21 protein-coding genes are annotated in these 24,683 nt (G+C 72.1%); 10 read left to right on the top strand and 11 right to left on the bottom strand.

The genetic code is table 11. The features are described from left to right. Positions 1–156 precede the first annotated feature (156 nt). The 4 genes from ACH4D3_RS18540 to ACH4D3_RS18525 all read left to right on the top strand — a co-directional run bounded on the left by ACH4D3_RS18540 (position 157) and on the right by ACH4D3_RS18525 (position 5,759). A complete protein-coding gene (locus ACH4D3_RS18540; RefSeq protein WP_398323265.1) occupies positions 157–1,467 on the top strand; it encodes an extracellular solute-binding protein in 1,311 nt (436 codons plus the stop codon). Then, entirely contained in the window at positions 1,464–2,366 is a 903-nt protein-coding gene (locus ACH4D3_RS18535) for a carbohydrate ABC transporter permease (protein ID WP_398323263.1), read from the top strand. Before ACH4D3_RS18540 ends, ACH4D3_RS18535 begins: the two co-directional genes overlap by 4 nt. A 1-nt stretch (position 2,367) precedes the next feature. After that, positions 2,368–3,264, top strand: a complete 897-nt coding sequence (locus ACH4D3_RS18530) for a carbohydrate ABC transporter permease (RefSeq protein ID WP_398323261.1) — start codon at positions 2,368–2,370, stop codon at positions 3,262–3,264. Between the two features lie 113 nt (positions 3,265–3,377). Further along, entirely contained in the window at positions 3,378–5,759 is a 2,382-nt protein-coding gene (locus ACH4D3_RS18525) for a glycoside hydrolase family 3 N-terminal domain-containing protein (protein WP_398323259.1), read from the top strand. 51 nt (positions 5,760–5,810) lie between these two features. Here the strand turns inward: ACH4D3_RS18525 and ACH4D3_RS18520 are convergent, their stop codons facing one another. Together ACH4D3_RS18520 and ACH4D3_RS18515 are read right to left on the bottom strand one after the other, a co-directional pair. Continuing rightward, on the bottom strand, positions 5,811–6,515 hold the full coding sequence (locus tag ACH4D3_RS18520) for a CatB-related O-acetyltransferase (protein WP_398323258.1): 705 nt from the start codon (positions 6,513–6,515) through the stop codon (positions 5,811–5,813). Between the two features lie 2 nt (positions 6,516–6,517). Then, on the bottom strand, positions 6,518–7,987 hold the full coding sequence (locus ACH4D3_RS18515; protein ID WP_398323256.1) for an MFS transporter: 1,470 nt from the start codon (positions 7,985–7,987) through the stop codon (positions 6,518–6,520). 129 nt (positions 7,988–8,116) lie between these two features. Between ACH4D3_RS18515 and ACH4D3_RS18510 the strand changes: the two genes are divergently transcribed. Both ACH4D3_RS18510 and ACH4D3_RS18505 read left to right on the top strand, forming a co-directional pair. Further along, entirely contained in the window at positions 8,117–8,704 is a 588-nt protein-coding gene (locus ACH4D3_RS18510) for a TetR/AcrR family transcriptional regulator (RefSeq protein ID WP_398323254.1), read from the top strand. A gap of 143 nt (positions 8,705–8,847) precedes the next feature. Next, a complete protein-coding gene (locus ACH4D3_RS18505) occupies positions 8,848–10,125 on the top strand; it encodes a hypothetical protein (protein WP_398323252.1) in 1,278 nt (425 codons plus the stop codon). Between the two features lie 63 nt (positions 10,126–10,188). On the opposite strand, the gene ACH4D3_RS18500 is transcribed toward ACH4D3_RS18505, so the two are convergent. Beyond that, positions 10,189–11,052 carry a LysR family transcriptional regulator gene (locus ACH4D3_RS18500; RefSeq protein ID WP_398323250.1) on the bottom strand — a complete coding sequence of 288 codons (864 nt, stop codon included), beginning with the start codon at positions 11,050–11,052 and terminating at the stop codon, positions 10,189–10,191. A gap of 93 nt (positions 11,053–11,145) precedes the next feature. Between ACH4D3_RS18500 and ACH4D3_RS18495 the strand changes: the two genes are divergently transcribed. After that, the gene (locus ACH4D3_RS18495) at positions 11,146–12,030 is read left to right on the top strand and encodes an oxidoreductase (protein WP_398323248.1); all 885 of its coding nucleotides are present in this window, start codon (positions 11,146–11,148) and stop codon (positions 12,028–12,030) included. Here the strand turns inward: ACH4D3_RS18495 and ACH4D3_RS18490 are convergent. The 4 genes from ACH4D3_RS18490 to ACH4D3_RS18475 all read right to left on the bottom strand — a co-directional run bounded on the left by ACH4D3_RS18490 (position 12,027) and on the right by ACH4D3_RS18475 (position 15,328). Next, positions 12,027–12,815, bottom strand: a complete 789-nt coding sequence (locus ACH4D3_RS18490) for a LysR family transcriptional regulator (RefSeq protein WP_398323615.1) — start codon at positions 12,813–12,815, stop codon at positions 12,027–12,029. The genes ACH4D3_RS18495 and ACH4D3_RS18490 overlap by 4 nt on opposite strands. Positions 12,816–12,963: 148 nt before the next feature. Continuing rightward, the gene (locus tag ACH4D3_RS18485; protein WP_398323247.1) at positions 12,964–13,332 is read right to left on the bottom strand and encodes a VOC family protein; all 369 of its coding nucleotides are present in this window, start codon (positions 13,330–13,332) and stop codon (positions 12,964–12,966) included. 57 nt (positions 13,333–13,389) lie between these two features. Further along, the gene (locus ACH4D3_RS18480; RefSeq protein ID WP_398323245.1) at positions 13,390–14,160 is read right to left on the bottom strand and encodes a DUF2637 domain-containing protein; all 771 of its coding nucleotides are present in this window, start codon (positions 14,158–14,160) and stop codon (positions 13,390–13,392) included. Between the two features lie 226 nt (positions 14,161–14,386). Next, on the bottom strand, positions 14,387–15,328 hold the full coding sequence (locus tag ACH4D3_RS18475; protein ID WP_398323243.1) for an alpha/beta hydrolase: 942 nt from the start codon (positions 15,326–15,328) through the stop codon (positions 14,387–14,389). Between the two features lie 90 nt (positions 15,329–15,418). Here ACH4D3_RS18475 and ACH4D3_RS18470 point away from each other — a divergent pair, with 90 nt between their 5' ends. Continuing rightward, positions 15,419–16,249, top strand: coding sequence for a helix-turn-helix domain-containing protein (locus ACH4D3_RS18470; protein ID WP_398323241.1), 831 nt, complete (start codon positions 15,419–15,421; stop codon positions 16,247–16,249). A 129-nt stretch (positions 16,250–16,378) separates the two neighbouring features. Then, positions 16,379–17,707: a hypothetical protein gene (locus ACH4D3_RS18465; protein WP_398323239.1), complete on the top strand. Its 1,329-nt coding sequence runs from the start codon at positions 16,379–16,381 to the stop codon at positions 17,705–17,707. On the opposite strand, the gene ACH4D3_RS18460 is transcribed toward ACH4D3_RS18465, so the two are convergent. The 4 genes from ACH4D3_RS18460 to ACH4D3_RS18445 form a co-directional block, all read right to left on the bottom strand. Further along, a complete protein-coding gene (locus tag ACH4D3_RS18460; protein ID WP_398323237.1) occupies positions 17,687–19,048 on the bottom strand; it encodes a diaminopimelate decarboxylase in 1,362 nt (453 codons plus the stop codon). The genes ACH4D3_RS18465 and ACH4D3_RS18460 overlap by 21 nt on opposite strands. A 197-nt stretch (positions 19,049–19,245) precedes the next feature. Further along, positions 19,246–20,913: a PucR family transcriptional regulator gene (locus ACH4D3_RS18455; RefSeq protein WP_398323235.1), complete on the bottom strand. Its 1,668-nt coding sequence runs from the start codon at positions 20,911–20,913 to the stop codon at positions 19,246–19,248. Between the two features lie 73 nt (positions 20,914–20,986). After that, on the bottom strand, positions 20,987–22,270 hold the full coding sequence (locus ACH4D3_RS18450; protein ID WP_398323233.1) for an MFS transporter: 1,284 nt from the start codon (positions 22,268–22,270) through the stop codon (positions 20,987–20,989). 144 nt (positions 22,271–22,414) lie between these two features. Then, complete coding sequence (locus ACH4D3_RS18445; RefSeq protein WP_398323231.1) at positions 22,415–23,371, bottom strand: SDR family NAD(P)-dependent oxidoreductase; 957 nt, start codon at positions 23,369–23,371, stop codon at positions 22,415–22,417. Between the two features lie 251 nt (positions 23,372–23,622). On the opposite strand from ACH4D3_RS18445, the gene ACH4D3_RS18440 reads away from it, so the two are divergent. Beyond that, positions 23,623–24,594, top strand: coding sequence for a zinc-binding dehydrogenase (locus ACH4D3_RS18440; RefSeq protein ID WP_398323229.1), 972 nt, complete (start codon positions 23,623–23,625; stop codon positions 24,592–24,594). Positions 24,595–24,683 lie beyond the last annotated feature (89 nt).

The following is a 24,683-nucleotide window of genomic DNA, read 5'->3' as shown; positions in this document are numbered from 1 at the left end:
GAACCTCACGAGAACCTGTCGGGCATTGTCACTTCCCTTGACAGGCCATCAGCCCGAAACCTAATTTGCACCAACAGAGCTCGGAGAAGGCTGTTTCGAAAATCTTTCACCACTACTCACGAGAAGCCGGGCGGCTCTCGAGTGCGGAGAAAAGACATGGCGCTCTCCCGACGTACCCTCCTCGGCCTGGCCGCCACGGTGCCGGTCTCCGCGGCACTGGCGGCCTGCGGCTCGTCCGGCCCCGGCAAGAGTGATGGTGGGGCCACGTACTGGTATCTGAACGGGCAGCCGCAGGAAGGCGTCAGAGCCGGCGCGGTGGACGCGTTCAACAAGGCCCGTCCCGACGACCGGATCGACGACACGACATTCCAGAACGACGCCTACAAGACGAAGATCAAGACGGCCATCGGCGCCGGTCAGGCCCCCACCATCATCTGGGGCTGGGGCGGCGGGACACTGCGCACCTACGCGGAAGCGGGCCAGGTCGAGGACCTCACGTCGTGGTTCGACGAGCACTCCGAGGTCAAGAAGGGGCTGTTCCCGTCGTCGTTCGGCGCGGCGACCGTCGACGGCAGGATCTACGCGATGCCGTGCGAGACCGTGCAGCCGATCATCCTCTACTACAACAAGAAGGTCTTCGACCAGGTCGGCGCCGAGCCGCCGGAGTCCTGGGACGACCTCATGGCGCTGGTGCCCAGGTTCAACGCGAAGGGCATAGCACCGCTCTCCCTCGGTGGCCAGTCCCGGTGGACGAACATGATGTGGCTGGAGTTCCTGTTCGACCGCATCGGCGGTCCCGAGGTCTTCCAGGCCGTCATCGAGGGCGAGAAGGACGCCTGGTCCCATCCGGACGCCATCACCGCGCTGACCAGGGTGCAGGACCTGGTCAAGGCCGACGGGTTCATCAAGGGCTTCTCCTCCATCACCGCGGACTCCAACGCCGACCAGGCGCTGCTGTACACCGGCAAGGCCGCGATGATGCTGCACGGTGCGTGGTCGTACGGCATCCAGCAGACCGACGGCGGGGACTTCGTCTCCAGCGGCGGACTGGGCTACATGAACTTCCCTCCGGTCGACGGCGGAAAGGGCGATCCCAGCAACGCGGTCGGCAACCCCGCCCAGTACCTGTCCATCTCCTCGAAGGCCACCGACGAGGAGAAGAAGGTCGCCAAGGACTTCTTCGCGACCGGTGTCCTCCAGGACGCCGAGGTGAAGGCGTGGATCGACAACGGGTCGGTCCCCGTGCGGCTGGGCACGGAGAAGCTGCTGGCCGCCTCCAAGAGCGCCGACTTCCTCCAGGTCAACTACGGTATCGCCAGCGAGGCCAGGACGTTCGTGCAGTCCTGGGACCAGGCGCTCAGTCCGACGGCCGCCGAGACGCTGCTGGACAGCATCGTCAAGTTGTTCCAACTGTCCATCTCGCCCCAGCAGTTCGCCGGCAACCTCAACGCGGTCATCGGCAAATGAGCTCACTCACGGGTCGCCCAGCGCGTCGCCGACAGCGCAGCATCCTGCCCTGGCTGGCGACACCGGCGCTGCTGCTCTTCGTCGGCTTCGCCGTGATCCCACTCGTCGGTGTCTTCGCCCTGAGTTTCACCACCTGGGACGGGATCGGCGCCATCCACCCGTCGGGGCTGACCAGTTGGCGCGCGGTGCTCACCGACCCCGGGCTGCCGCACGCCCTCTGGGTGACCTTCATGGTGATGGCGGTGTCCTGGGCCGTCCAGACGCCGCTGAGCATTCTGCTCGGCACCTTCCTCGCCGGCCGCCAGCGCTACCGTGCGGTGCTGGGCGTGGTGTACTTCGTCCCCCTGATGCTCAGCTCCGCGGCGATCGCGATCGCGTACAAGGCCTTGCTGGACCCCAACTTCGGGCTCGGGGCCGGGCTGAAGCTCCCCCTGCTCAGCCAGGACTGGCTGGGGCGGCCCGGCCTCGCCTTCGGGGTCGTCGTCTTCGTCGTCTCCTGGCAGTTCGTGCCGTTCCACTCCCTGATCTACCAGGGTGGTGTCCAGCAGATTCCCAAGTCCCTGTACGAAGCGGCCCAGGTGGACGGAGCCGGACGGATCCGACAGTTCTTCAGCATCACACTCCCCCAGCTGAGGTACACCATCATCACCTCGTCCACGCTGATGGTGGTCGGGTCGCTGACCTTCTTCGACCTCATCTTCGTCCTGACCGAGGGCGGCCCCGGCGACGCCACCCGGGTGCTGGCCCTGGACATGTACAAGCGGGGGTTCCAGGCCAGCCTGATGGGACCGGCCAGCGTCATCGCGGTCATCCTGGTCCTGGTGGGCCTGGCCCTGGCCCTGCTGCTGCGCCGGCTCGGCGGCCGGGACGCCGGCGCCAGCCAACTCGAGGGGGCCTGAGGTGACCGCCACACTGCCCGAGGCACGACGGCCGCCCAGGATCGCTCCCCGCGAGCGGCAACGCCGCTCCTCCCGGCGGGCAGGCCGACGCAACTGGGCCGGCGGGCTGGCCGGATGGCTCTGGCTCGTCGTCGTCGCCGTACCCCTGTACTGGACCCTCATCACCAGTCTCAAGGCCCAGAGCCGCTACTACGCGAGCAACCCGCTGGTGCCCCCGGGCGACCCGACACTGGACAACTACCGGCTGGTCGTAGAGTCCGACTTCCTCCGTTACTTGCTGAACAGCGTCGTGGTCACCGCGGGCGCCGTGGTGCCGGCGGTCGTGTTCTCCTTCATGGCCGCCTACGCGATCGTCCGGGGCCGGCACCTGCGGATGCTGCGCGCGGTGAACGGGCTGTTCCTGATGGGCCTGGCCATCCCGTTGCAGGCGACGGTCATCCCGGTCTACCTGATCATCATCAAACTGCAGCTGTACGACAGCCTGGCGGCGCTGATCCTCCCGTCCATCGCGTTCGCCATCCCGCTGTCGGTGCTGGTACTCGCCAACTTCGTCCGCGACGTGCCGGGGGAGCTCTTCGACTCGATGCGGGTCGACGGCGCCGGCGAATGGACGACCATGTGGCGGCTGGCGGCGCCGCTCACCCGGCCGGCCATCCTGACCGTGACCATCTTCAACGCCCTGACCATCTGGAACGGGTTCCTGCTGCCGCTGGTGCTCACGCAGAGTCCGGAGCGCCGGACCCTGCCGCTCGCGCTGTGGACCTTCCAGGGCCAGTACGGGGTCAACGTCCCCGCCGTTCTCGCCGCCGTCGTCCTCACCACACTGCCCGTCCTCGTCCTGTACGCGTTCGGCCGCCGCCAACTGCTGAGCGGTCTGACCGCCGGATTCAGCCGTTGACCGACGCCGGCACCCGCCGGAACCCGGACGGGCCCCGTCCCGCACCGAGTCCCGCACGTCCACCTGTTCGCCCGTCGCGCCCCGGTCGGGGTCCGCGGGCCGTGGGAGGGAAAGTGAACGCCAACGTGGCCGCAGACAACACCGCCAAAGTCTCCCGCTGGAACGACACCGCTGTTTCCGTCACCGCGAGGGTCGACTCCCTGATCGACGCGATGACCCTGCGGGAGAAGACCGCCCAGCTGTACGGAGTCTGGGTGGGCGCCTCCGACCAGGGCGGTGAAGTGGCTCCCCACCAGCACGACATGGAGGAGGCCGTCGATCTCGACGCGCTGCTGCCCAGTGGACTGGGCCAGCTGACCCGGCCGTTCGGCACGGTCCCGGTCGACCCCGCCCTGGGCGCGCTCTCCCTGGCCCGCACCCAGTCCCGGATCGCCGCCACCAACCGGTTCGGCATCCCCGCTCTCGCGCACGACGAGTGTCTGGCCGGCTTCGCCGCCTGGGGTGCGACGGCCTACCCCGTCCCACTGTCCTGGGGCGCCACCTTCGACCCCGGCACGGTGGGGCGCATGGCCGCCGCCATCGGGCGGGACATGCGTGCCGTCGGCGTTCACCAGGGGCTCGCGCCCGTCCTGGACGTCGTCCGCGACGCCCGCTGGGGCCGGGTCGAGGAGACCATCGGCGAGGACCCCTACCTCGTCGGCACCATCGGAACGGCGTACGTGCGGGGTCTCGAGTCGGCCGGGATCGTCGCCACCCTCAAGCACTTCGCCGGGTACTCGGCCTCTCGCGCCGGGCGCAACCTCGCTCCCTCCTCGATGGGCCCGCGTGAGCGTGCCGACGTCCTGCTGCCCCCCTTCGAGATGGCGATCCGTGAAGGTGGCGCGCGGTCGGTGATGAACGCCTACACCGACACCGACGGCGTCCCCTCCGCGGCCGACGAGGAGCTGCTCACCGGGCTGCTGCGCGACACGTGGGGCTTCGACGGCACCGTCGTCGCCGACTACTTCGCCATCGCGTTCCTGAAGACCCTGCACGGGGTGGCGGCCGACTGGGCCGACGCCGCCGGACTGGCGCTGCGGGCGGGCATCGACGTCGAGCTGCCCAACGTCAAGGCATACGGCGCGCCCCTGGCCGAGGCCGTTGCCGACGGCCGTGTCCCGGAGACGCTGGTCGACCGGGCCCTGCGCCGGATACTCACCCAGAAGGCGCGGCTCGGTCTGCTCGATCCGGACTGGAACCCCCTGCCGGCCGCGCTCGAAGGGGCAGACCTCGACGATCCGGCCGCCCTGCGCGGCCGGATCGACCTGGACAGTCCGGAGAACCGCGCACTGGCCCGCACGGTCGCCGAGGAAGCCGTCGTGCTGTTGAGCAACGACGGCACGCTGCCGCTCGCGAGGCCGCGCCGCATCGCCCTCGTCGGCCCCAACGCCGACGAGGCCGTCGCCGTACTGGGCTGCTACTCCTTCCCCCAGCACATCGGCGTCCGGCACCCCGGGACCCCGCACGGCATCGAGCTGCCCACGCTGCGCGTCGCCCTCGCCGCCGAGTTCCCCGACGCGGAGATCACCGTCGCCCGCGGCACCGGCGTCGACGACGGGGATCTCACCGGTCTACCCGAGGCCCTCCGGGTGGCACGCGGGGCCGACCTCGCCCTGGTGGTGCTCGGCGACCGCGCCGGGCTCTTCGGGCGGGGCACCAGTGGTGAAGGTTGCGACGTCGAGACGCTGGCACTGCCCGGGGCGCAGCAGCAACTGCTCGACGCCCTGCTGGACCTGGAGACGCCCTTGGTCACCGTGCTGCTCGCGGGGAGACCGTACTCCCTCGGCCGCGCCGTGGAGGAGTCGGCGGCGATCGTGCAGTCCTTCTTTCCCGGTGAGGAAGGCACCCACGCGATCGCCGGTGTGCTCAGCGGCCGCGTCAACCCGTCCGGGCGGCTCCCGGTCGGGGTGCCGCGCGGGCCGGGCTCCCAGCCGGCCAGCTACCTCGGAGCGAGGCTCGCCCACGCCGGCGCGGTGTCCAACGTCGACCCGACACCGGCGTTCCCCTTCGGTCACGGCCTGTCCTACACCCAATTCGACTGGACAGACCTGAGCGTGGACGTCCCGGAGGCACCGACGGACGGCGAGTTCACTCTCGCCTTCACCGTCCGCAACACCGGCGGGCGGTCCGGGACCGAGGTCGTCCAGCTCTATCTGCACGATCCGGTCGCCTCCGTCGTCCAGCCGGTGCAGCGCCTGGTCGGCTACGCCCGGGTCGGCCTGGAGCCCGGTGAGGCCCGGCGTCTGCGGGTCACCGTCCCGGCCGATCTCGCCTCGTTCACCGGACGCGACGGACGGCGGGTGGTCGAGCCGGGCGAGCTGGAGCTGAGGCTGGCCGCCTCCAGCGCGGACCCACGCCTGACCGCCAGGGTCGTTCTGACCGGAGCCGAACGCCACCCGGACCACACCCGGCGCCTGCGCTCCGTGGTCGAGCAGGAGCCGACCGCTCCGGCCTGAGCCGAGCCACCCGTGGTCGGGGTGCCGGGCGGCCGTCGGCTCACCCGTGGTTCAAGGGGCGGTCCGTCCGAGCTCGGTGGCGACGCGGACGATGTCCGCCGGGGTTCCGGCCATGATGGTGCGGGCGTGTTCGGTGACCAGGTCGGCGGGCCAGTCCCACCAGGCCGCGTGCCGCAGCCGCTCGACGTCGGCGTCGTCGAAGCGCTGCCTGATCGGTCCGGCCGGGTTGCCCCCGACGATCGTGTAGGGCGGGACGTCGGCGGTCACCACCGCGCCGGCCGCGACGATGGCGCCGTCGCCGATCCGTACGCCCGGCATGACGGTCGCCCGGTAGCCGAACCACACGTCGTTGCCGACGACGGTGTCGCCGCGGCTGGGCATGGCGGTGACGATGTCCAGGGTCTGCTCCGCCCACCGGCCGCCGAACATGGTGAACGGATACGTCGACACCCCCATCGTCGGGTGCTCGGCGCCTGCCATCAGGAAGGTGGTGCCGGTGGCGATCGCGCAGTACTTGCCGATGGTGAGGCGCTCCGGCCCGTAGGCGTAGAGGACGTTGCGGTGCTCGAAGTCCGTGGCGCCGTCGGGGTCGTCGTAGTAGGTGTACTCGCCCACGGTGATGTTCGGAGAGGTGACCAGCGGTTTGAGGAACACCACGCGGTCGTGGGCGGGCAGCGGGTGCAGGGTGGTCGGGTCCGGAGTCAAGGTCGGGGTCCTTCGCGTGGTTGCCGAACGAGGTGATGGTCCATGGTCCATGGTCAACCACTGTGCGTGGGTGCCCCGTTCGGGGAGGTGACCGGGTCGGCGCCGGTGGCGGGCGCCGGGGTGGTGGAATCCTTCGCGGGCCTGGACCTCGTCAGCCACAGGCCGGTGAACACGGCGGTGGCCGCGGTGACGGCGCCGGCCACGAGGAAGGCGGTGTTGAGGCCGGTCTCGAAGGAGGCGCCGCCCGACTGCCGGGTGCGGACGACGGCTCCGAGCACCGCGACGCCGAGCACCGCGCCGATCTGCCGGGTGGTGCTGCTGATGCCCGACGCGAGGCCGCCCTCCTGCGGGCCGACCCCTTGGATGGCGGCGCCCGTCAGCGGGGACATGGCCAGGGCGAAGCCGGCGCCGGCCAGTCCCAGCCGCCACCACACGTTCGCGTAGCCGGTGTCGGCGTGCACCGTGCCGAGCGCCAGCAGTCCCAGGGCGGCCAGGGCGAGGCCGGCGGTGACCACGATGCGGAAGCCGTACCGGGCGGCGAGCCGGCCCGCGTACGGGCTGACGATCACCATGGCCACGGACATGGGCAGGGTCTGCAGGCCGGCGCGCAGGACCGAGCTGCCCTGGACGTACACGAAGAACTGGGAGAAGAAGAACGACGAACCCATGAGCGCGAATCCCACCACGACCATGGCGGTGTTGGACACGGTGAACAGGCGCTGCCGCAACAGCCTCAGCGGCAGCATCGGAGCGTCGCGACGGGCTTCGACGGCGACGAAGGCGGCGAGGAGGATCACCGCGGTGGCGAGGCTGCCCAGGATGACCGGGGAGGTCCAGCCGCGGGCACCTCCCTCGATCAGCCCGTAGGTCAGTACCCCCACTGCCAGAACGGACAGCACCGTGCCCGGTACGTCGATCGCGGGCGCGCCGGGGTTGCGGGACTCGCCGAGGCGGCGCAGGCCGACCAGCACCAGGACCACGCCGATGGGCAGGTTGACCAGGAAGACGGCGGGCCAGCCGAAGGCGTCCGTCAGTACGCCCCCGGCCACGGGGCCTGCGGCCAGACCGATTCCACTGATTCCGGCCCACAGCCCGATCGCCCTGATTCGTTCCTGCGGCACGGGGTGGGCGGCGACGAGCAGGGCCAGCGAGGCCGGGCTCAGTGCCGCGGCCCCGATGCCCTGCAGCATCCGGCCGGCGACCAGCCAGCCCAGTGAGGGCGCGAGGCTGCACAGCAACGACGCGACGGTGAACACGGCCACCCCGGTCAGGTACACCCGCTTGCGGCCGAACCGGTCGGCGAAGACCCCGCCGGACAGCAGCAGCATGGCGACCAGCAGTACGTACGCGTCCACGATCCATTGCAGTCCGGTCAGCTGCGTGTGCAGGCTCTCCTGCATATCGGGCAGTGCCGCTCCGACGATCGTGTTGTCCAGCAGCACCATGAACTGCCCCAGGCAGGTCACCGTGAGCAGCACGCCCCGGTCCGGCCGACTGCCTGCGGTCGCATGCGGTGCGCCCATGGAATCCCCCTCCGTCGTTGGCTGTGCCCGGACATCCGAGCACCCCTAAAGCAGTCCGTGACTGCGTTAGGAGACTATAGGGAGGCTCCCCTCGCAAACGCAAGCCGCGACTGCGTTAAGGTGAGGGGCATGAACGAGCAACAGCGAGCCCGGCGACCCGGCGGGCGCAGTGCCCGTGTCGGCGCGCAGGTGCACCAGGCCGTCACCGATCTGATCAGCGAGCGCGGCTACGGCAAGTTCACCGTCGGCGACGTCGCGGACCGCGCGGGCGTGGCCGACAGCAGCATCTACCGCCGGTGGGGCAGCCTCGAAACCCTGCTCACCGACGTGGCGCTCACCCGCCTCAATGCGCAGTCCCCGATGCCCGACACCGGGAGCCTCGCCGGCGACCTGCGTACGTACGCGGCCCAGGTGGCCCGCGAGATCACCGGGCCCGACGGTCCGGCGGTGCTGCATCTGGCGGTCGCCCTGTCGAGCAGCGGCCGGCAGGGCCGGCAGGCGGGGGCCGACCTGCGGGCCGAACGCACCCGGCAACTGCAGTCCATGCTCGATCACGCCCGCGACCGCGGCGAGGCCGCACCCGACGCGCTCGACGTGCTGGACCACGTCCTGGCCCCGATGTACATCCGCGTCCTGTTCGGCATGGTGCCGCTCACCCCCGACTACATCGACGGGCTGGTCGACCGGCTGCTGAGGGACCCGGAACCTGGTCCGTGAGACCCGCGGGGACGGTCCGCGGCAGGGGCGGAACAGGCCCCTCCGTGATCATTTGTGGCTAGTTCGGGCCTCACACCACCACCCTGGGTGGCCGCTACATTCACCCCGACCGAACCCACTCGACCAGGGGGGAACAGGCAACGATGCGCTCCACAGGACCCGTCAGCCGCATCGGCAGATCACTCATGGCGGTGGCCGCCACGGCGGCCGCCGGGGCGGTTGCCGCCCTGGGCCTCGCCGCCCCGCCGGCCGCCGCGGCGCCCACCGACACGACGGCGCCCCGGCCCGGCGACACCTGTACGGCGGCCGACCTCGGCACCCGCCACCCGTACATCAAGGCCACCGAAGTGTCGCCGACGATCACCCACTTCAAGGGCTGGTACGTCACCGAGGGCACCACCGGAAACCAGGCCGTCACCACCGACCTCACGACGGTCATCACGGTCTCCGTCGGCCTCAACGACACGATCGAGAGCAGCTTCGACGTCGAGACGCTCAGCAACGTCAGCGCGACCGTCGGCCTGGACGTGAAGCTCGAGTACACCTCCACCAGCACGGAGTCGACCTCGGTCACCTGGAACTTCAACCAGCCCGGCTACTACGGCGTCTACAAGGGCACCAAGAAGGTCACCGGCACGTACGGAAGCCTCAACTGCAACCGCGCCCAGCAGGACGACGGAAGCTGGGCGCTGGAGTGGGCCGAGGGGCCCGGCAGCGGCAGCTTCACCACCTTCACCACCCTTGAGGAGGGCGCGGTGCGCTGCCAGGACAGCGTGCCCGCCGGCAGCATCATGGCCAAGGCACAAACCCTCCTCGACTGCGGCTCGGCCGCCGCGAAGGCCGCCCACCCGGCGGGTGCGGTGGCCCCGGCCGCGCAGCAGAAGCCGGACCGCCCCGTGCAGCGCCCGGCTCCCACGAGTGGCGCCTCCGCCGAAATGTCCGGGGCAACCGGGGACAGCGCGCGGGCCGCTCTGGACTGCTCGGCCGAGGCCTACAAGATCGCCGTCCCCGGAAAGCCCTTGTCCTGGGGCGCACCGCTCCTGGCGGACGACGGTGTCCGGCTGCGGCCCTCGACGATCTTCAGCGCCCACCTGGACAACTGGCGCCTGTGCAACGTGACGGAGCGCAACGGGGTCCTCGAGGCGTCCCTGTGGAACTGGGGCAACGGTGGATGCGCGACCGTCACCGAGGAGAGCGCGGCCACCGATCGGGCGGTCCTGATGACGGTCCCCTGCGCGGAGGACGACCTCCAGCGGTTCTACATCTACCGCGATGTCCCGGGCAGCTCGCAGATCGGTGTGCAGAACAAGTACACCGGCTCCATGATGGGCCACGACCGGTACGCGGACGGGGAGTTCATACGTCAGTACTCCAGCGGCAGGCAGGACGGTACGGGCACGTACACCCTGATCGGAGTCTGACGGTCCGGGATGCGGACGACGCGGCTCCCGGCTCGGGCGGTCCCGGCCGCCCGAGCCGGGCGGTCACAGCCGGGTGGCCGTGCGGATGAGCCCGGCGAGGGCGGGGGAACTGCTGTGCGCGGGCCAGGCGATGTGGGTGACGACGGGGGGCGCGTCGGTCAGGGGGACGGCGGCGTGCTCGGCCCACAGCCAGGCGCGGGCCGAGTCGGGGTAGACGGCCACGGTGCGTCCGAGGGCGATCAGCTGGGCCAGCTGCGTCTGGTCGTGGATCTCCGGGCCCGGGCCGGGCGGGTACGTGCCGTGGCGGGACCAGCGGGCGAGCGGGAGATCGGGGATGTCGGCGACGTCGGCCAGTGACAGCGTCCTCCGCGCGGCGAGAGGGTGCCCGGCGGGCAGCACGGCGATCTGACCCTCGGTCATCAGCTCCTCGCTGTCGAACCCGGCGAGGGAGTTGAACGGCGCGTGCATGAGCGCCACGTCGGCGCGGCCGTCGCGCAGCATTCCTTCCTGCTCACACGTGCCGCTCGGCAGCACTTCGATCTCGGCGGCGGCGGGCTCGGCCGCGTAGGCGTCGAGGAGCTTGTGCAGCAGCTCGTGGGAGGCACCGGCCTTCACCGCCAGCACCAGGCGGTTGCGGGGGCCGCCCGGACTGTCGGCGCCACCGGCACGACGGGTGCGGCGAGCGGCCGCGGTGGTCGCGTCGAGGGCCGCGCGGCCCTCGTGCAGCAGCATTTCTCCGGCGCCGGTGAGTGCGACGCCGCGGCGGTCGCGTTCCATCAGACGTACGCCAAGGCGCCGTTCGAGCTGCTGGATCGCCCGGGACAGCGGTGGCTGGGCGATGCCGAGGCGCTCGGCGGCACGACCGAAGTGCAGTTCCTCCGCGACGGCCACGAAGTACCTCAGCTCGCGGGTCTCCAAGGCGTCCATGGTCACAGCGTACCTCGGTGATACCTACCGGGTATGAGAGAGCACCGCATCGGTATTGGCTGCGCAGCCGCTCCACGAGCGAGCATCTTCGGCATGAGCGAAACCGTGAACACACCCTCCGCTTCACTGCCCGGCGGCACCTGGACCCTGGGCGACCTGACCGTCACCCGCTTCGGCTACGGCGCGATGCAGCTCGCCGGCCCCGGGGTCATGGGCCCGCCCGCCGACCACGACGGCGCGCTCGCCGTCCTGCGCGAGGCGGCCGCCCTGGGGATCACCCACATCGACACCGCCGGCGCATACGGACCTCGTGTCACCAACCGGCTGATCCGTGAAGCGCTGCGCCCCGGTTCCGCGCCGGTGCACATCGTGACCAAGGTCGGCGCGGTCCGCGATCAGCAGGGCGGCTGGCCTCCTGCCCGTCGGCCCGAGGATCTGCGCCACGCCGTCCGCGAGAATCTCGATGACCTCGGCCTCGATTCGCTCGACGTGGTGAATCTCCGGCTCGGCGACGCTCAGGGCCCCCGGCCCGGCTCGCTCGCCGAGCCCTTCGAAACCCTCGTCGAACTCCAGGATCAGGGCTTGATCCGGCACCTCGGAGTGAGTAACGCGACCGCCGAGCAGGTCGCCGAGGCACAGGCGATCGCGCCGATCGTGTGCGTCCAGAACATGTACAACCTCGCCTACCGCCAGGACGACGGGCTGATCGACGAACTCGCCGACAAGGGCATCGCCTACGTGCCCTTCTTCCCACTGGGCGGCTTCACCCCGCTGCAGTCCACGGCCCTCTCCGCGGTGGCCGCCCGGCTGGGTGCGACGCCCATGTCCGTCGCCCTGGCCTGGCTGCTGCGGCGGTCGCCGAACATCCTGCTCATTCCCGGCACCTCGTCGGTGGCGCACCTGCGCGAGAACGTGACCGGCGCGGGGCTCTCGCTCTCCGCCGAGGAACTCGCCGAGTTGGACAAGATCGGCCACTAGCGGGACTCGGCCGGGACAGAGAGGCCCTGTTCCAGCTTTTCCGAGTTCCCGGAGGTGGGGTCGGGCCGGGAGCGGCGGCCGTGGTCCTCGGTCTGCGCCGCCGCCACGACCGGGAGCGCGGGGAGCCCGTCGGCATCGGGCGGCGACGGTCGTCCTGGGACCACGCGATGACGAGTTCGCAGGGCTTCGGCCGCGTCCGTGACCTCGGGACCCGGCCCGGCCTCGGGCGCTCCGGTCCAGCGCACGCCTTTCCAGCGCGGCAGTGTCTCCCGGGCGAGGTCGGCGAGGGTGACCTCCGGGCGGGCGGCGAGCCCGTGGTCCGGCGACAGGATCGCGACACGTCCTTCGACTGCCAGGGTCTCGTGGTCCAGGCCGGTCATGTCGTCGAACGGCGCGTACACCAGGGCGACATGGGCACGGCCGTCCCGGACGTGATCGGCGCGGTCGGTGGCTCCGCCGAAGAGGATGTCCACCTGGCGGGCGTCGGGCCGGCCGGCGTAGCCGGCGAGGATGCCGGACAGCAGGTTTCCGTCACCGCCGGGTTTGATCACCAGGCGCAGGTGGGCGTGCCGGTCACCGGCCCGGCGGGTCTCCTCGGCAGCCGCGCCGACCGCGTCGAGTGCGTGCCGGCCGTGGTGCAGCAGCGCTTCGCCTGCGGTGGTGAGGGCGACGTGCCTGCTGGAGCGCTCCAGCAGCCGCACCCCCAGCCGGGATTCCAGACGCCGGACCGCTTTGGACAGGGCCGGCTGCGCGATCGCCAGGCCGGCCGCCTCGACGAATTCCAGGAACTCGTGAGGGCATCCGGTCTGGTCGAGTCGGTCGCCGCCCGGCGTCACATCATCAGGCGCTGGCAGGGCCGCCACCCCTACCGGGCGATCTGGGTCAACCACGAGCCGCTGGACCGAGCGGCTGCCCACGCTGCTCCAGGCGGCGTCACCGGGCCGGAACGGGCTGGGTGAGGTTCACCGGGTTGCCGTCGGGGTCCTCGATGTGAGCGACACGCTGCCCCCACGGCATGTCCTTGGAACCGCGGCGGACCGTGCCGCCCAGCGCCGCTACCCGGCCGAGCGTCTCGTCGACGTCGTCGACACCGATGCTGAGCAGGATCCGCGGTGCCTCCCGCTCCCCCGGGTCCGGCTTGGCCACCAGCCCGAGGTCGGTGTCGCCGATGCGCAGGCCGAGGTAGAAGACCGGACCCTTCTCCGGTACCCGGAAGATCTCCTCGGCGCCGAACAGTTTCGTGTAGAAGCCGAGCAGGACACCGTGGTCGGCGGTCAGGATCACTGGCTGGATGGTGGACATGGCACTCCTGTCGGGAACGGTCGTGTTGCCGGGTGAGACCGTTCGAGGAGGCTGAACTCATCGGTGAATCCGGGTGCCGGGCCCGGACAACGCCGAAAGCGGCCTTGCACCGCGCCGGGCATCCCGGGCGCGGGGGTGGTGCCGGGGCGCGGCTCGCCGGGGTGGCCGGCTCAACGTGATCTGCCGGACGACTTGTTGGAAGCAGACCAGCGAGGCCAGAGCGGGCAGCGACGCGGCCGCGGCGTCCTTTGGGGTTCTGGGCGCCTGCAAGACGCACAACAGCATCGCGATGACCGAGAACAGCAGGACCACGGCCCACGAGTGCACGGCACGGCGCCGGTGCAGCGCGGCGCGGAGCACGGCCAGCGACGCCACCAGCCAGGGGCCGTACACCAGCATCGGCCACCAGGACACCACACCGTCGGTGGCTTGGGCGGCGGCCGTCAGCCGCAGGGGTTCGTAGGACGCCAGCCCGCCGAGCAGGCTCACCGACGAGGCGACGACCGCGGCCAGCGCGGCGGCCGTCAGGCTGGCGGCGCGCAATGGGCCGATGTCGGGTCGACGGCGCGCTCTGCGACGCGGACGGCGCCGGCGTCCGGGCGGCGCCGCGGCCTGGTACGGGCTTTCCTGCGGTGTCCCGACCGCCGGGGGCTGCGGGGAAGTCTCCTCTTCGTGGAACTCGGTGGGCTGCCACCCCTCCTCCGCGTCCTGGAGCATGAAGGCCAGTTCGGCCGCGGGATCCCAGTCGGCGTCCGGCGACGTCAGAGGGCCGGAGTACGGAGGGTGGTTCGGGTGGTGTGTGTCGTGTGTGCCGCGTTCGTGGTGCATGAGGCCGTGGGTTACCTGACCGTCTCCCGGCCTGTGCCGACCGGTCGTGGCCGGTGCCGGTCGGTCTCGCTGTCCCCCGGTGGCCGGAGGACCCCGTCCCCTGTGTTCTTGGTCATGCCCGGAGTAACGGTTCTGCGCCTCGGCGGGTGTGCGGCAATCGGGTGAACGGCGCGCGGGAAGCGGGCGGTCGGGTGAGCCGGCCCCTGCCTGCCCGGGAACGGGACCGTCACCTGAAGGACCTGGACGTGATGGATCCCTGCCGCTGAGGGACGCGCGGAGCGCCGTGCCGGAGGTGGGTGCCGAGGAAGGCGGTGAGCTTGGCGACGGCCGGGGTGACGTGCTCGTCCCGGTCGTAGAGGGAGACGTGGGTGCCGCCGTCGATCACGAAGAGTTCCTTCGGCTCGGCCGCCTTCTCGATGGCATCGCGGCTGAAGTGCGCCGTGTCGGCCTGGGAACCGACGATCATCAGGAGCGGGCGGGGCGCGATGAGGTGGATCAGGGCGTAGGAGTCGTACTGGATGATCTGGTCGAGGCTGCGGACCGGCCAGGGCCGGACCGCGCCGGGGTGGTGGCCGCGTGGGGTGCGGTAGTACTCGCGGGTCTCGGCGTCCACGGCCTCGGTGATCCACTCCTGCCGGGGGACGGGCTCGCCGCGTGCCTCCGCGGTGCGTGCGGCGCTCGCGCGTTCGAGCATGGAGCGCAGGGCTCGTGGATCCCGGGCGTGGCCGGAACCGTCGCGCATCACCGAACCCAGGTCCACCGCGCTGACCGTGGCGACCGCCTTGATGCGCACGTCGGTCTGGGCGGCGTAGGGGACGTAGCCGCCGGAGGCGCAGATGCCCACGGCGCCGATCCGGTCCGGGTCGACCTCGTCGCGGGTGGCCAGGAAGCTCACGGCCGACTTGACGTCCTCCGCGCGCTGGAAGGGGTTCTCCAGGCCGCGCGGCTCCCCTTCGCTCTCGCCCTGGTAGGCGGCGTCGAAGACCAGTGCGGCGAAGCCTTCACGGGCCAGGCGCTCCGCGTAGACGCTCGCGGTCTGCTCCTTGACCCCGCCGCCGGGATGGCCGATGACGACGGCCGGGAGCCGACCGGCGGTCGGTGTGCCGGGCAGGAAGAGGGTGCCGGCGAGCGTGAGACGGCTGCTGCGGAAGGTGACGTCGGTCTTCATGCCCTCGACCCTGACGGGTGCCGCACGCCGGGACAATGGGCCAGGGCCGGCCCCCTCAACGGGCCGGCCCGCGGTGCGAGACTCGATCACATGAGCAGCGAACTGGGTGACTTCCTCAAGGCACGGCGCAGGGAGCTGAGCCCCCCGACGGCCGGGCTCCCCGACGCCGGGCGCCGACGGGTCCCGGGCCTGCGCCGGGAGGAGGTCGCCGTGCTCGCGTCCATCAGCCCCGGCTACTACACCCGTCTGGAACAGGGACGGCGCCGGGCCTCCGAACCGGTGCTGGACGCGCTGGCCCGCGCGCTGCGGCTCAGCGCGGACGAGCGTGCCTACCTGTTCGAGCTCTCGGGCAAGGACGCCGGCCGACCGCTGCGGCGGCCCGGCCAGCAGGTCCGGCCGCAGTTGCGGCGCCTGCTCGACGATCTCGCCCACACTCCGGCCCTCGTCCTCGGCCGGTGCACCGACATCCTGGCGTGGAATCAGCCGGCCGCCGCGCTGTTCACCGACTTCGCGCTGCTGCCGCGGGACGAACGCAACTTCGTCCGTCTGGTCTTCCGCGACCCGGCGGTGCGGGCCCTGTACACGGACTGGCCCTACATGGCGCGGGCCTGCGTGGCGCAGCTACGCATGGAGGCCGCCCAGGATCCGCACGATCCGCGTCTGTCGGCGCTGGTGGCAGAGCTGTCCGCGCAGGACCCGGACTTCCGGACCTGGTGGCAGGACCATCGCGTGGCCGTCCGCAGCGCGGGGACCAAAGACCTGCGCCACCCGGTGGTCGGTGAACTCACCCTCGACTGGTCCACACTCACCGACACGGCCGACCCGGACCAGCAGCTCATCGCCCTGACCGCCGCGCCCGGCACCCCCTCCCACGACGGCCTGCGCGCCCTGCGCGCCCCGGGTGCCGTCTCGGCGCAATGATCCGCGGCCCCCTAGGCTGCTGCACCACACGGGTGTCAGCCGGAGGGGGGCCTTGTGCCACGGTCCGACGCAGCGGTCAGGGTTCGTACCCGGCTGCTTTTGATGTACCACCTCACGCCACAGGTGCACGTGCCCGACGACAGGCTCCGTCCACTGTCCGAGGCCTTCGGTCTCGGCCGGTTCACCGCCCACGTCGAAGCCGCCGGACTGCTGCTGCCCCGGCTGGTGCTGCACGAGCGCGTCTCCGAGATCACGCTGCCGCCGAACGCGGCCCGGGTCGACGGTGCGGACATCGCCCTGGCCGTCACCCCTCGCCAGGACCCGCTGCTCTTCGTGGACGTCGAAGTCCCGGACGAGGCGGGCGACTCGGACACGATCGCCGAAACCCTCTACGCCACCTGGCAGGACCGCACCGCCACCCGCGTCGGCGGGGTGCCGCTGACCGCATGGCTCGACGAGCGCTTACGGGCGTACGGCATCACGGACCGGACCGCGGACCGGCCGGCTCTCGGGTTCGGCCGGAACGTCCACCAGAGCGTCTTTCCCGGAGCGGCCCTGGCGGGAAGGCTGTTGGCGGAGCACGTGCCCGGCGACGCGGTCGGCCAGGACGTGGTGACCATCGTGCTGCGCGGCACGCTGGACAGCGGTACCGGCGCCACCCTGGGCATTCGACGGCCCGAGACGCTGAACAACGCCGGCCAGACCATGGTCGCGCACGGCAGAGGCGTGTCGTTGATCGTCGGCTACGCACCGCCGGTGGAGAACGCGTTCGGGCTGGCCGCCGCCGGCATCCTCACCGCGGTCGCGGCCGTGCACCGCATCCGACGCCAGGCGTTCGAGGCGCTGGAGCTGGACCGGGCGGCCGCGGTGGAGACGACGGACGATGCCCGTGCCCTGGTCGCGCAGCTCTCGCACCGGCTCAATGATCTCCAGCTCGACCTGAGCTTCAGCGTCGAGGTGTACGCCGACACGATCCTCGTACCGGAGCTGCTGGTCGAGAGCTTCCACGCGTCACTGCGCGACGTCTCGTCACTGGCGGACGCGCTGGCCAACACCTCCCGCATCGTCGAGCGAGTGAACGCCGTCCTCGCGACGCGCCGCGTCGGCCTCGAATCGGCAGCGCAGCAGTACGCCGAGGACCGGGACCGGGTGCTGGCGGCGGTGATCGCCGTCGGTTCGCTCATCGCGCTCCCGCCCGCGCTGCTCCTCGCGTACTTCGGCGTCAACAGCAGCGACCTGGACCCGAGCCGGTCGATCCTGGACTTCCACCATTACGGTGTCGCGTACGCGATCGCGTGGTCGCCGTTCCTGCTGCTGATCGTGGTCGGTCTGCTCGCACGCCGCCGGATATCGCTGCGGTTGCCCGCCCCGGACGCCGTCACGTCCGAGCGACGAGCCCGGCGTTCGTGGCGTTCCTGGCGTTCCTGGCTCGGGCGGTCACGGCGGCCCGGGCGGTGACGCCGGCCGCCATGCCACCAGGGCGTCCGCCTGGGCGAGTCCGCTCTCCTCTACGACGCTGCGCACGCTCTGGGCCTCGCGCACGAGTGCGAAGGCGATCTGCCCGCGGGAATCCGTCCGGTATCCGTAGACAGCGGGACGCGGCAGGGAATTGTAGGAGAAGTGCGAAGAGAAGTAGTACGCCCCGGTGTCGTACAGAGCCACCACGTCGCCCGGTTCGACGGCCGGCAGCTCGCGCCCGGTCGCGGTCAGGTCACCGGCGAAACAGCACGGGCCCGCGATGTCGACGACCTCGGCGGGGCCCCGCTTGGGCCGCCCCGCGGCGTCGAACACCCCGACGCGCAGCGGCCAGGCGTCCGGCATGAAGACCGTGCGGGTGGCCACCTGCGCGCCGGCGTGCGTGACCGCGATCCTGCGGCCGCCGGCCGACTTGGTGTACTCGACGATCGAGCCGATGGTGCCGCTCTTGGCGAGCAGGGAACGGCCGAACTCGGTGATCAGGGCGTAGCGTCCGTCGAACAGCCCGGGTGCGGCGGAGCGCAGCTCGGCGACGTGGTCCGCGTACGTCGGACGGTCGTCGTCGGTGTCGAAGTTGACGGGCAGGCCGCCGCCGATGTCCAGCCCGGTGATCTGGGCGCGTCCCAGCTCCTTGTTGATGCGCTCGGCCAGTTCGTACGCCACCCGCACCCCTTCGGCGATGAGCGGCAGCGGGCAGCCCTGGGAGCCGACGTGGGCGTGCAGCCGGTTCAGCCAGGGCCGGCCCGCGAAGGCCTCGATCACCGCGTCGACGGCGCCCTCGTCGCGCAGCGCGACGCCGAACTTGGAGGTCGCGGTGGCGGTGCTCATCGCACCGATGGCTCCCGCCCCGACCTGCGGGTTCACCCGCAGTCCGATGGGCCCGGAGGCCTCCCGGCCGGCCAGCAGGCGGTCGACGCGGGCCATCTCCTGGAAGTTGTCCAGGTTGATCGCGATGCCGTGGGCGAGGGCGAACTCCAGCTCCTCGACGGTCTTGGCGGGGCTGTCGAACACCAGCCGGTCGTAGGGGAATCCGGCCGCCAGCGCCTGCTCCAGTTCCCCGGGCGAGGCCACTTCGCAGCCCATGCCCGCCTCCGCGAGCAGCCGCAGCACGGGCACCAGCCCGCACGCCTTCGCCGCGAACGTGTGCTGCACCGGGGCAGGTCCCTCGAACGCCTCGTTCAGCGCGTCGACGGCGGCCAGCACACCGTCGACGTCGAGGAGACCGACCAGGGGCGCTCGCGGGCCCAGCAGGCCGTCCTCGACCGCCCGTGCGAGCGCGGCCTCACGGGCGCTGCCGCGTCGGTGGAGGGAACCGGAAGTCACTGCACCACACTCCAGGATGTCGGTCGCGCACGGCGCTCGCGGGTCGGCCTTGCCGCTCTGTCTCGTACAGCTTCGCTCCGCCGAGCCCGGCGCGTCTTCGTGCCACACGACCACGGTCGGGGCGCTTTCTTGTACGGAAGGACAGCTGAACGATCAAGAAGCTCGGGTGACCGCCACGACTCCGCTGAACCGGGGCCTCACTCCGTGCGCCGCGCCAGCCGCAGTCCGACGTCCGCCAGGAGCCGCAGGGTGGGGTCGGCCAGGTCGACACCGAACAGCTCCCGAGCCCGCCGCAGCCGGTAGCGCAGGGTGTTCGGATGCACGTTGAGACGCTGAGCTGCCGTGCCCGTGTCACCGAAGGCGTCGATGTAGGCGCCGACCGACGCGCCGTACTCCGAGCCGTGCGCCCGGTCGTGCTCGACCATCGCGTGCACGGGGCCCGACAGGCCCTCCCACAACGGCGCGATCAGGTCGAGCACGCGCAGCGCGGACACCTCGGGAACGACTTCGCCGAACCCGGCCACGGCGGAGACCACGTCCGCGGCCGGCCGCCGCGCGGCCCGCTCCCGCAGCACCCGCACCACCAGCTCCGCGGCCTCGCGCGAGGCGGGCAGCCCCGACAGGTCCGCCGCGACCGGGCCGACGCCGGCGAACACCACACCGCGCGGCACCGACCGCGCCGTCGCCGCCAGGGCACGCGCCGGGTCCGGCTCACCGTCCGCCGCCGGAAGCAGGACGTACAGCCGCCGCCCGGACCGCGCGGTCACGCAGCCCGGCCGGTACGCCTCGGCCCGCAGCGCGAGCACGTCCAGCATCCGCTGCTCGGCGGCGCCCCCGGTGGCCGGGGCGGGCCCGACCGTCAGGTCCCGGCTGTCGTACGCCTCCGCGACCAGCACCGTGTACGGCCGGTCCGGCGCGACACCGGCGTCGTGCGCGACACCGGCCGCCCGGCCGCTGCCGTCGAGCAGTGCGTGCACCGCGCCCTCCCGGGCCCGGGCCGCGGCCAGGCCCCACGTCTGGTGGTGGGCGAGGTGCGGCACGGCGGCCCGCGCCGCCGTGTGCAGCGCCGCCGCCGCGTCCTCGGCCAGCGGCCGGCCGTCGGCGGCGGCCCAGAGGGACCCGAGGATCTCCGACCCGTGGCGCACCGCGACGGCCAGCCGTTCCGCGTACCGGTCGTCGGCGGGCAGACGTACGACGCCGTCGGTGTTCCACAGGGCCTGGAAGAAGCCGCTCTCACGCAGTTCGTCCACCCGCCAGCGCGGCACCTCCTGTCCGAGGATCGTCAGCCTGCGCATCGGGTCGGGCTCGTGGTCCATCCGCGAGTAGGCGAGCACCCGCGACTGCGGGTCCTCGATCGTGATGGCGCCCCCGACCAGGGTCGCCACCGCGTTGGCGAGCTCCGGCAGATCGCCGAGCCGCAGCCCTTCCACCCCGGTCCCTCCGGTCGGGGCGCTGTGGGCCACAGCGGTGCGCAACTGCCCGAGCACCTCGGTCCACCCCTGCCCCGGCCGCCGGGTGAGCAGCGCGGTGCGCCCCGCGGCGGCCGCCTCCAGGAGCGCCTCCCGGGGCCCGCGGGCCCCCCGCCTCAGCACCACGGCTACGGCTCCGGCCCGCTCCGCACCGCGCAGCACGTCGATCGCCTCCGGCGCGGCGACATCCACCCCGACCGCGAGCAGGATCAGTCCGGACGCCGCCCAGGTGCCGTCGTCCCGCTCCTCACCCGGGTCGTGCAGCACCACGTCGGCCACCGGCACACCGGTTCCGCGCGGCGCCACGACGACATCCAGCATTCCGGGGGCGATCAGACCGAGGATCTGCTCGAGCGACGGCCTGCCGTCGTGCCGGTCCGGTTCCCTTGCTGCCATGCCTCCATCATGGTCGGCCGAGCGGCCCGCCTTCTCACGGGCGGCTGTCCCCCGTCGGCGGAACGGCATGTCGCTACGGCAGCTTCCGGGGCCGGGTGGGTGAGCGACGGGTGCTGCTGCGCGTGCGCGGCCGGCCTGCGGCGGTGCTCCCGGCCGGCCGCCCGGGGGTGAGGACGACCACCAGGACCACCGCTGCCATCACCGCGGACATGACGGTGAAACCGGCGGAGAAGGTGGCCGCCTGCGCCGCCAGGCCCAGCGCGAGGGATCCGAGCCCGGTGCCGGCGTCGTAGCCGATGTTCCAGGCGACGGAGGTCACGTGCCGGTTCTCCGCGCCGGCGAGGTCGAAGGCCTGCACCAGCGTGAGGCTCTGGAGCCCTCCGTACGCGGCTCCCAGCAGGAGCAGTCCGGCGAGCAGGGGGAGGACGGGTTCGCCGTCCGAGCCCACGGCCAGGGCGATCAGCGCCAGTCCCGCGCAGGCGGTCGAGGCGAGGAGGGCGGTGATCGGGCGCAGGGCGATCCTGTCGGCCAGTTCTCCGCAGCCCCAGCGGGCCGGGGCGGCCGTGGCGGTGAGGGCGAGCAGACCCGTGGCGGCGAGCGCGGGGGTGCTCGTGAACTGCGGGGCGAAGGTGAGCACCGCTCCGCCCGCCGCCGTGACCAGGAGCAGGACGGTGAGCGGGAGCAGGATGCGCCGGAGCACCGTGGCGGCGGGGGCGGGGTGCCCGGTACGGCCGTCCTGGGTGGTCGGGCGACCGTCCTGGGTGGGCGGGTCGTCCGTGCGGGCCTCGACCGCGCGGCCGAGGGCCCGGGTCCAGGGCAGCGCGAGGACGGGGAGAACACCGCAGGCGACGATCGCGGGGAGGGCGAACGTACCCATCAGCCAGGGTGCCGCGGGGGTGAGGACGACCTGGGGCAGCGCTACGGCGAGGCCGTAGAGGCCAATGGCCGCCCCTTGGCGACCGCGCGGGGCCAGGGCGGCCGCGGCGGTGGCGCCGCAGACGGTGACGATGCCGAAGCCCGCTCCGCGCAGGGCGGTCGTCGCCAGGATGGGCACCAGGTGGTCGCTGAGGCTCTGCAGGAGGGCGGGCAGGCCGAGCAGGAGGGCGCCGAGGGCCAGCGTGCGGGGCCAGCCGATGGTGCGCAGCGCCGTTCTGACACAGAGCTGGGCCAGGACGGTGGCGGCCATCAGGACGGCCGTGACGAGTCCGGCACCGAACTCGTCGGCGCCCCCGGCGACGGCCCACGCCGGTGAGACGGGGAGCAGCAGGGCCAGTCCCGCGAAGCAGAAGGCCCCCACCGTCAGGAGGTGGGGTATGCCCGGGGACCGCAGGACGGATTCCGTCGCTCGTTCAGACATGGCTTTCGATGGTCCTTGATCTCCGAGCAGTCGTTCCACTGGCAGTGGCGGTGAAGGTGACAGTGAAGGTGACAGTAGGGGATCACCCTGGAGCACCGCAGTGCGCCTTCGGGCCGTGGTGGCGGCTGCGAAGCCCGCCCGCTGCTACCGGAAGCCGAGGTGCGGGGCGCTACCGGTCAGTTCCGCGCTCGCGGCCCACAGGCGAGCGGCGACGGCCGGGTCCGCCATGTGTGCCGGAACCGGCTCACGTCGCGGTTGGCCGCGCAGGCCGAAGACCCTCGGCCCCCACAGCTGGCCTCCTTGTACGTCGGAGTCGAGGACGGCACGGACGACCGGCCATGCCCCGGCGTCCTTGCCCTGCACCATGAGCGCTGCGGGCAGACCGCGCAGTCGCTCGCCGGGGGTCGACGTGCTGACCGGCGGGCGGGGCGGGGTGAGGGAGTCCAGGGCACCACCGGGGTGGGCCACCACACTGAGCACCGTGCTGCCGACGGCACGCAGCCGACGGTCGAGTTCGAAGCCGAAGCACATCTGCGCGAGTTTCGACCGGCCGTAGGTGCGCTTGGGCCGGTAGTCCCGGGTGGACTGCAGGTCGTCCAGGTCCAGCCGCTCGGATCGCGCCGCGAAGCTTCCCACCGTCACGATGCGGCCCGCCGGCGCCGCGGACAGAAGGGGGGCCAGCCACCGTGTCAGCGCGTAGTGGCCGAGGTGGTTGGTGCCGAACATCAGCTCGTGGCCGTCCGCCGTCTCCCGACGGGGCGGGTCGTCGAGCGCGACCCCCGCGTTGTGGACCACCGCGTCGAGACGGCCGAGGTCCGGCGCCAGACCCTCCACGGCGGCTTTCAGGGTGGACAGGTCGGCGAGGTCCAGGTGCAGGTGCCGCACCCGCGCGCCCGGGACGCGCGAGCGGATCGAGGCAAGGGCGGCCTCGGCCTTCCCGGGGTTCCTGCTGCCGATGACGACGAGGGCGCCGGTGGCGGCGAGCTGCTCCGCGGCGAAGTAGCCGATCCCGGCGTTCCCGCCGGTGACGAGGAAGTTCCGTCCCTCGGCAGACGGCAGCCGGTGTACGTCCCACGGTCGGCTCTGGGATGCGGAAGACACGATGACAGACTCCTTGTGCTTGGGCAGCGTGCTCGTGAAGAGCACCGACCCGCCCAAGGTCGCTCCCCCGGCCGACAGATCGCCGACAGTTCGCATGCACCGCCGACAGACGACCGACACACCCACACCCCCCGCACCCCGCCCTCGCCGACCCGCCCGACTCCGCCTCGGCCGACGGCCGAGTCTTGACCTCGACCGGACTTGAGGTTGGAGGCTGAGCGGGATGTTTCCTCCAACGAAGGGTGCTGCTCATGCGTGCGATCCACGTGGCCTCGTTCGGTGCGCCGGACGTGCTGACCCTGGTCGACCTGCCCGATCCCGTGCCCGGCCCCGGCCAGGTCGTCGTCGGCATGGTCGCGGCCGACGTCATCTTCCTGGACACGCTGCTGCGCGGCGGCTGGGGTCAGGACTTCTTCCCGCGAACGCTGCCGTACGTGCCGGGTGGCGGCGGAGCGGGCGAGGTGCTGGCAGTCGGTGACGGAGTGGATCCGGGCTGGATCGGCCGGAGCGTGGTCGTACGGACCGAGACCGGATACGCCGAACGGGTCGTCGCGGGCGAGGCGGAGATCATGCCGGTTCCGGACGGGCTGGCCACCCTGACGGCGGCCGCACTGGTGCACGACGGCGTGACCGCTCTCGGCTTCCACCGGCTGGGGGCGCCGCAGAAGGGGGAATGGGTCCTGGTCTCGGCGGCGGCCGGTGGGGCGGGCACGCTGCTGGTGCAGTTGGCGGTCGCCGCGGGGGCCCGGGTGGTGGCCGCCGCGTCCAGTGATGCCAAGCTGGCCCTGGCCCGCGATCTGGGCGCCGAGGCCGTCGTCGACTACACGCGGGCGGACTGGGTCGAGCGGGTGCGCGAGGCGACCGGTGGCGGCGCCGCGCTGGTCTACGACGGCGCGGGCGGGGCGCTCGGTGCGTCCAGCGTCGACGCGCTCGCGGACGGTGGGCGCTTCGTCACCTACGGGAGTGCCGACGGACTCGCCGCCCCGGACCGGGAATCCGCCGCGCGCCGAGGCATCCGGCTGTTCATGCCGCTCATGGACGGACCTCCGGACCGGGAGACCGCCCGGGAACTGCTGGGCCTGGCGCTGGAGAGCGCCGCCGAGGGACGCCTGCGCCCGGCCATCGGCGCCACCTACCCGCTGGCACGGGCCGCGGACGCCCACCGCGCTCTGGCCGCGCGTACGACGGTGGGCAAGTCACTGCTCCTGATGGGCGGTGAGTAGGCCCGCGCCGGCCGGCGACACCAAGGGATTGACAACACCGGAGCGTCAATCCTGACGATCTTGGTGTTGGTCCCGACCGGCCGGCCGGT

The organism is Streptomyces sp. NPDC018026 (assembly GCF_044327745.1).
GTDB lineage: Bacteria > Actinomycetota > Actinomycetes > Streptomycetales > Streptomycetaceae > Streptomyces > Streptomyces rubrogriseus.
The sequence above is the reverse complement of the archived record's forward strand: the minus strand, read 5'-3'. Positions and strand labels throughout refer to the sequence as shown.

Excerpts from the sequence above, each read along its gene's own strand:
- ACH4D3_RS18470 (WP_398323241.1), top strand. The coding sequence starts at position 15,419 with ATGAGCAGCGAACTGGGTGACTTCCTCAAGGCACGGCGCAGGGAGCTG.
- ACH4D3_RS18540 (WP_398323265.1), top strand. The coding sequence starts at position 157 with ATGGCGCTCTCCCGACGTACCCTCCTCGGCCTGGCCGCCACGGTGCCG.
- ACH4D3_RS18485 (WP_398323247.1), bottom strand. The coding sequence starts at position 13,332 with ATGTCCACCATCCAGCCAGTGATCCTGACCGCCGACCACGGTGTCCTG.
- ACH4D3_RS18495 (WP_398323248.1), top strand. The coding sequence starts at position 11,146 with ATGAGCGAAACCGTGAACACACCCTCCGCTTCACTGCCCGGCGGCACC.
- ACH4D3_RS18510 (WP_398323254.1), top strand. The coding sequence starts at position 8,117 with ATGAACGAGCAACAGCGAGCCCGGCGACCCGGCGGGCGCAGTGCCCGT.
- ACH4D3_RS18475 (WP_398323243.1), bottom strand. The coding sequence starts at position 15,328 with ATGAAGACCGACGTCACCTTCCGCAGCAGCCGTCTCACGCTCGCCGGC.
- ACH4D3_RS18505 (WP_398323252.1), top strand. The coding sequence starts at position 8,848 with ATGCGCTCCACAGGACCCGTCAGCCGCATCGGCAGATCACTCATGGCG.
- ACH4D3_RS18500 (WP_398323250.1), bottom strand. The coding sequence starts at position 11,052 with ATGGACGCCTTGGAGACCCGCGAGCTGAGGTACTTCGTGGCCGTCGCG.
- ACH4D3_RS18440 (WP_398323229.1), top strand. The coding sequence starts at position 23,623 with ATGCGTGCGATCCACGTGGCCTCGTTCGGTGCGCCGGACGTGCTGACC.
- ACH4D3_RS18515 (WP_398323256.1), bottom strand. The coding sequence starts at position 7,987 with ATGGGCGCACCGCATGCGACCGCAGGCAGTCGGCCGGACCGGGGCGTG.
- ACH4D3_RS18535 (WP_398323263.1), top strand. The coding sequence starts at position 1,464 with ATGAGCTCACTCACGGGTCGCCCAGCGCGTCGCCGACAGCGCAGCATC.
- ACH4D3_RS18455 (WP_398323235.1), bottom strand. The coding sequence starts at position 20,913 with ATGGCAGCAAGGGAACCGGACCGGCACGACGGCAGGCCGTCGCTCGAG.
- ACH4D3_RS18450 (WP_398323233.1), bottom strand. The coding sequence starts at position 22,270 with ATGTCTGAACGAGCGACGGAATCCGTCCTGCGGTCCCCGGGCATACCC.
- ACH4D3_RS18520 (WP_398323258.1), bottom strand. The coding sequence starts at position 6,515 with ATGGACCATGGACCATCACCTCGTTCGGCAACCACGCGAAGGACCCCG.
- ACH4D3_RS18480 (WP_398323245.1), bottom strand. The coding sequence starts at position 14,160 with ATGCACCACGAACGCGGCACACACGACACACACCACCCGAACCACCCT.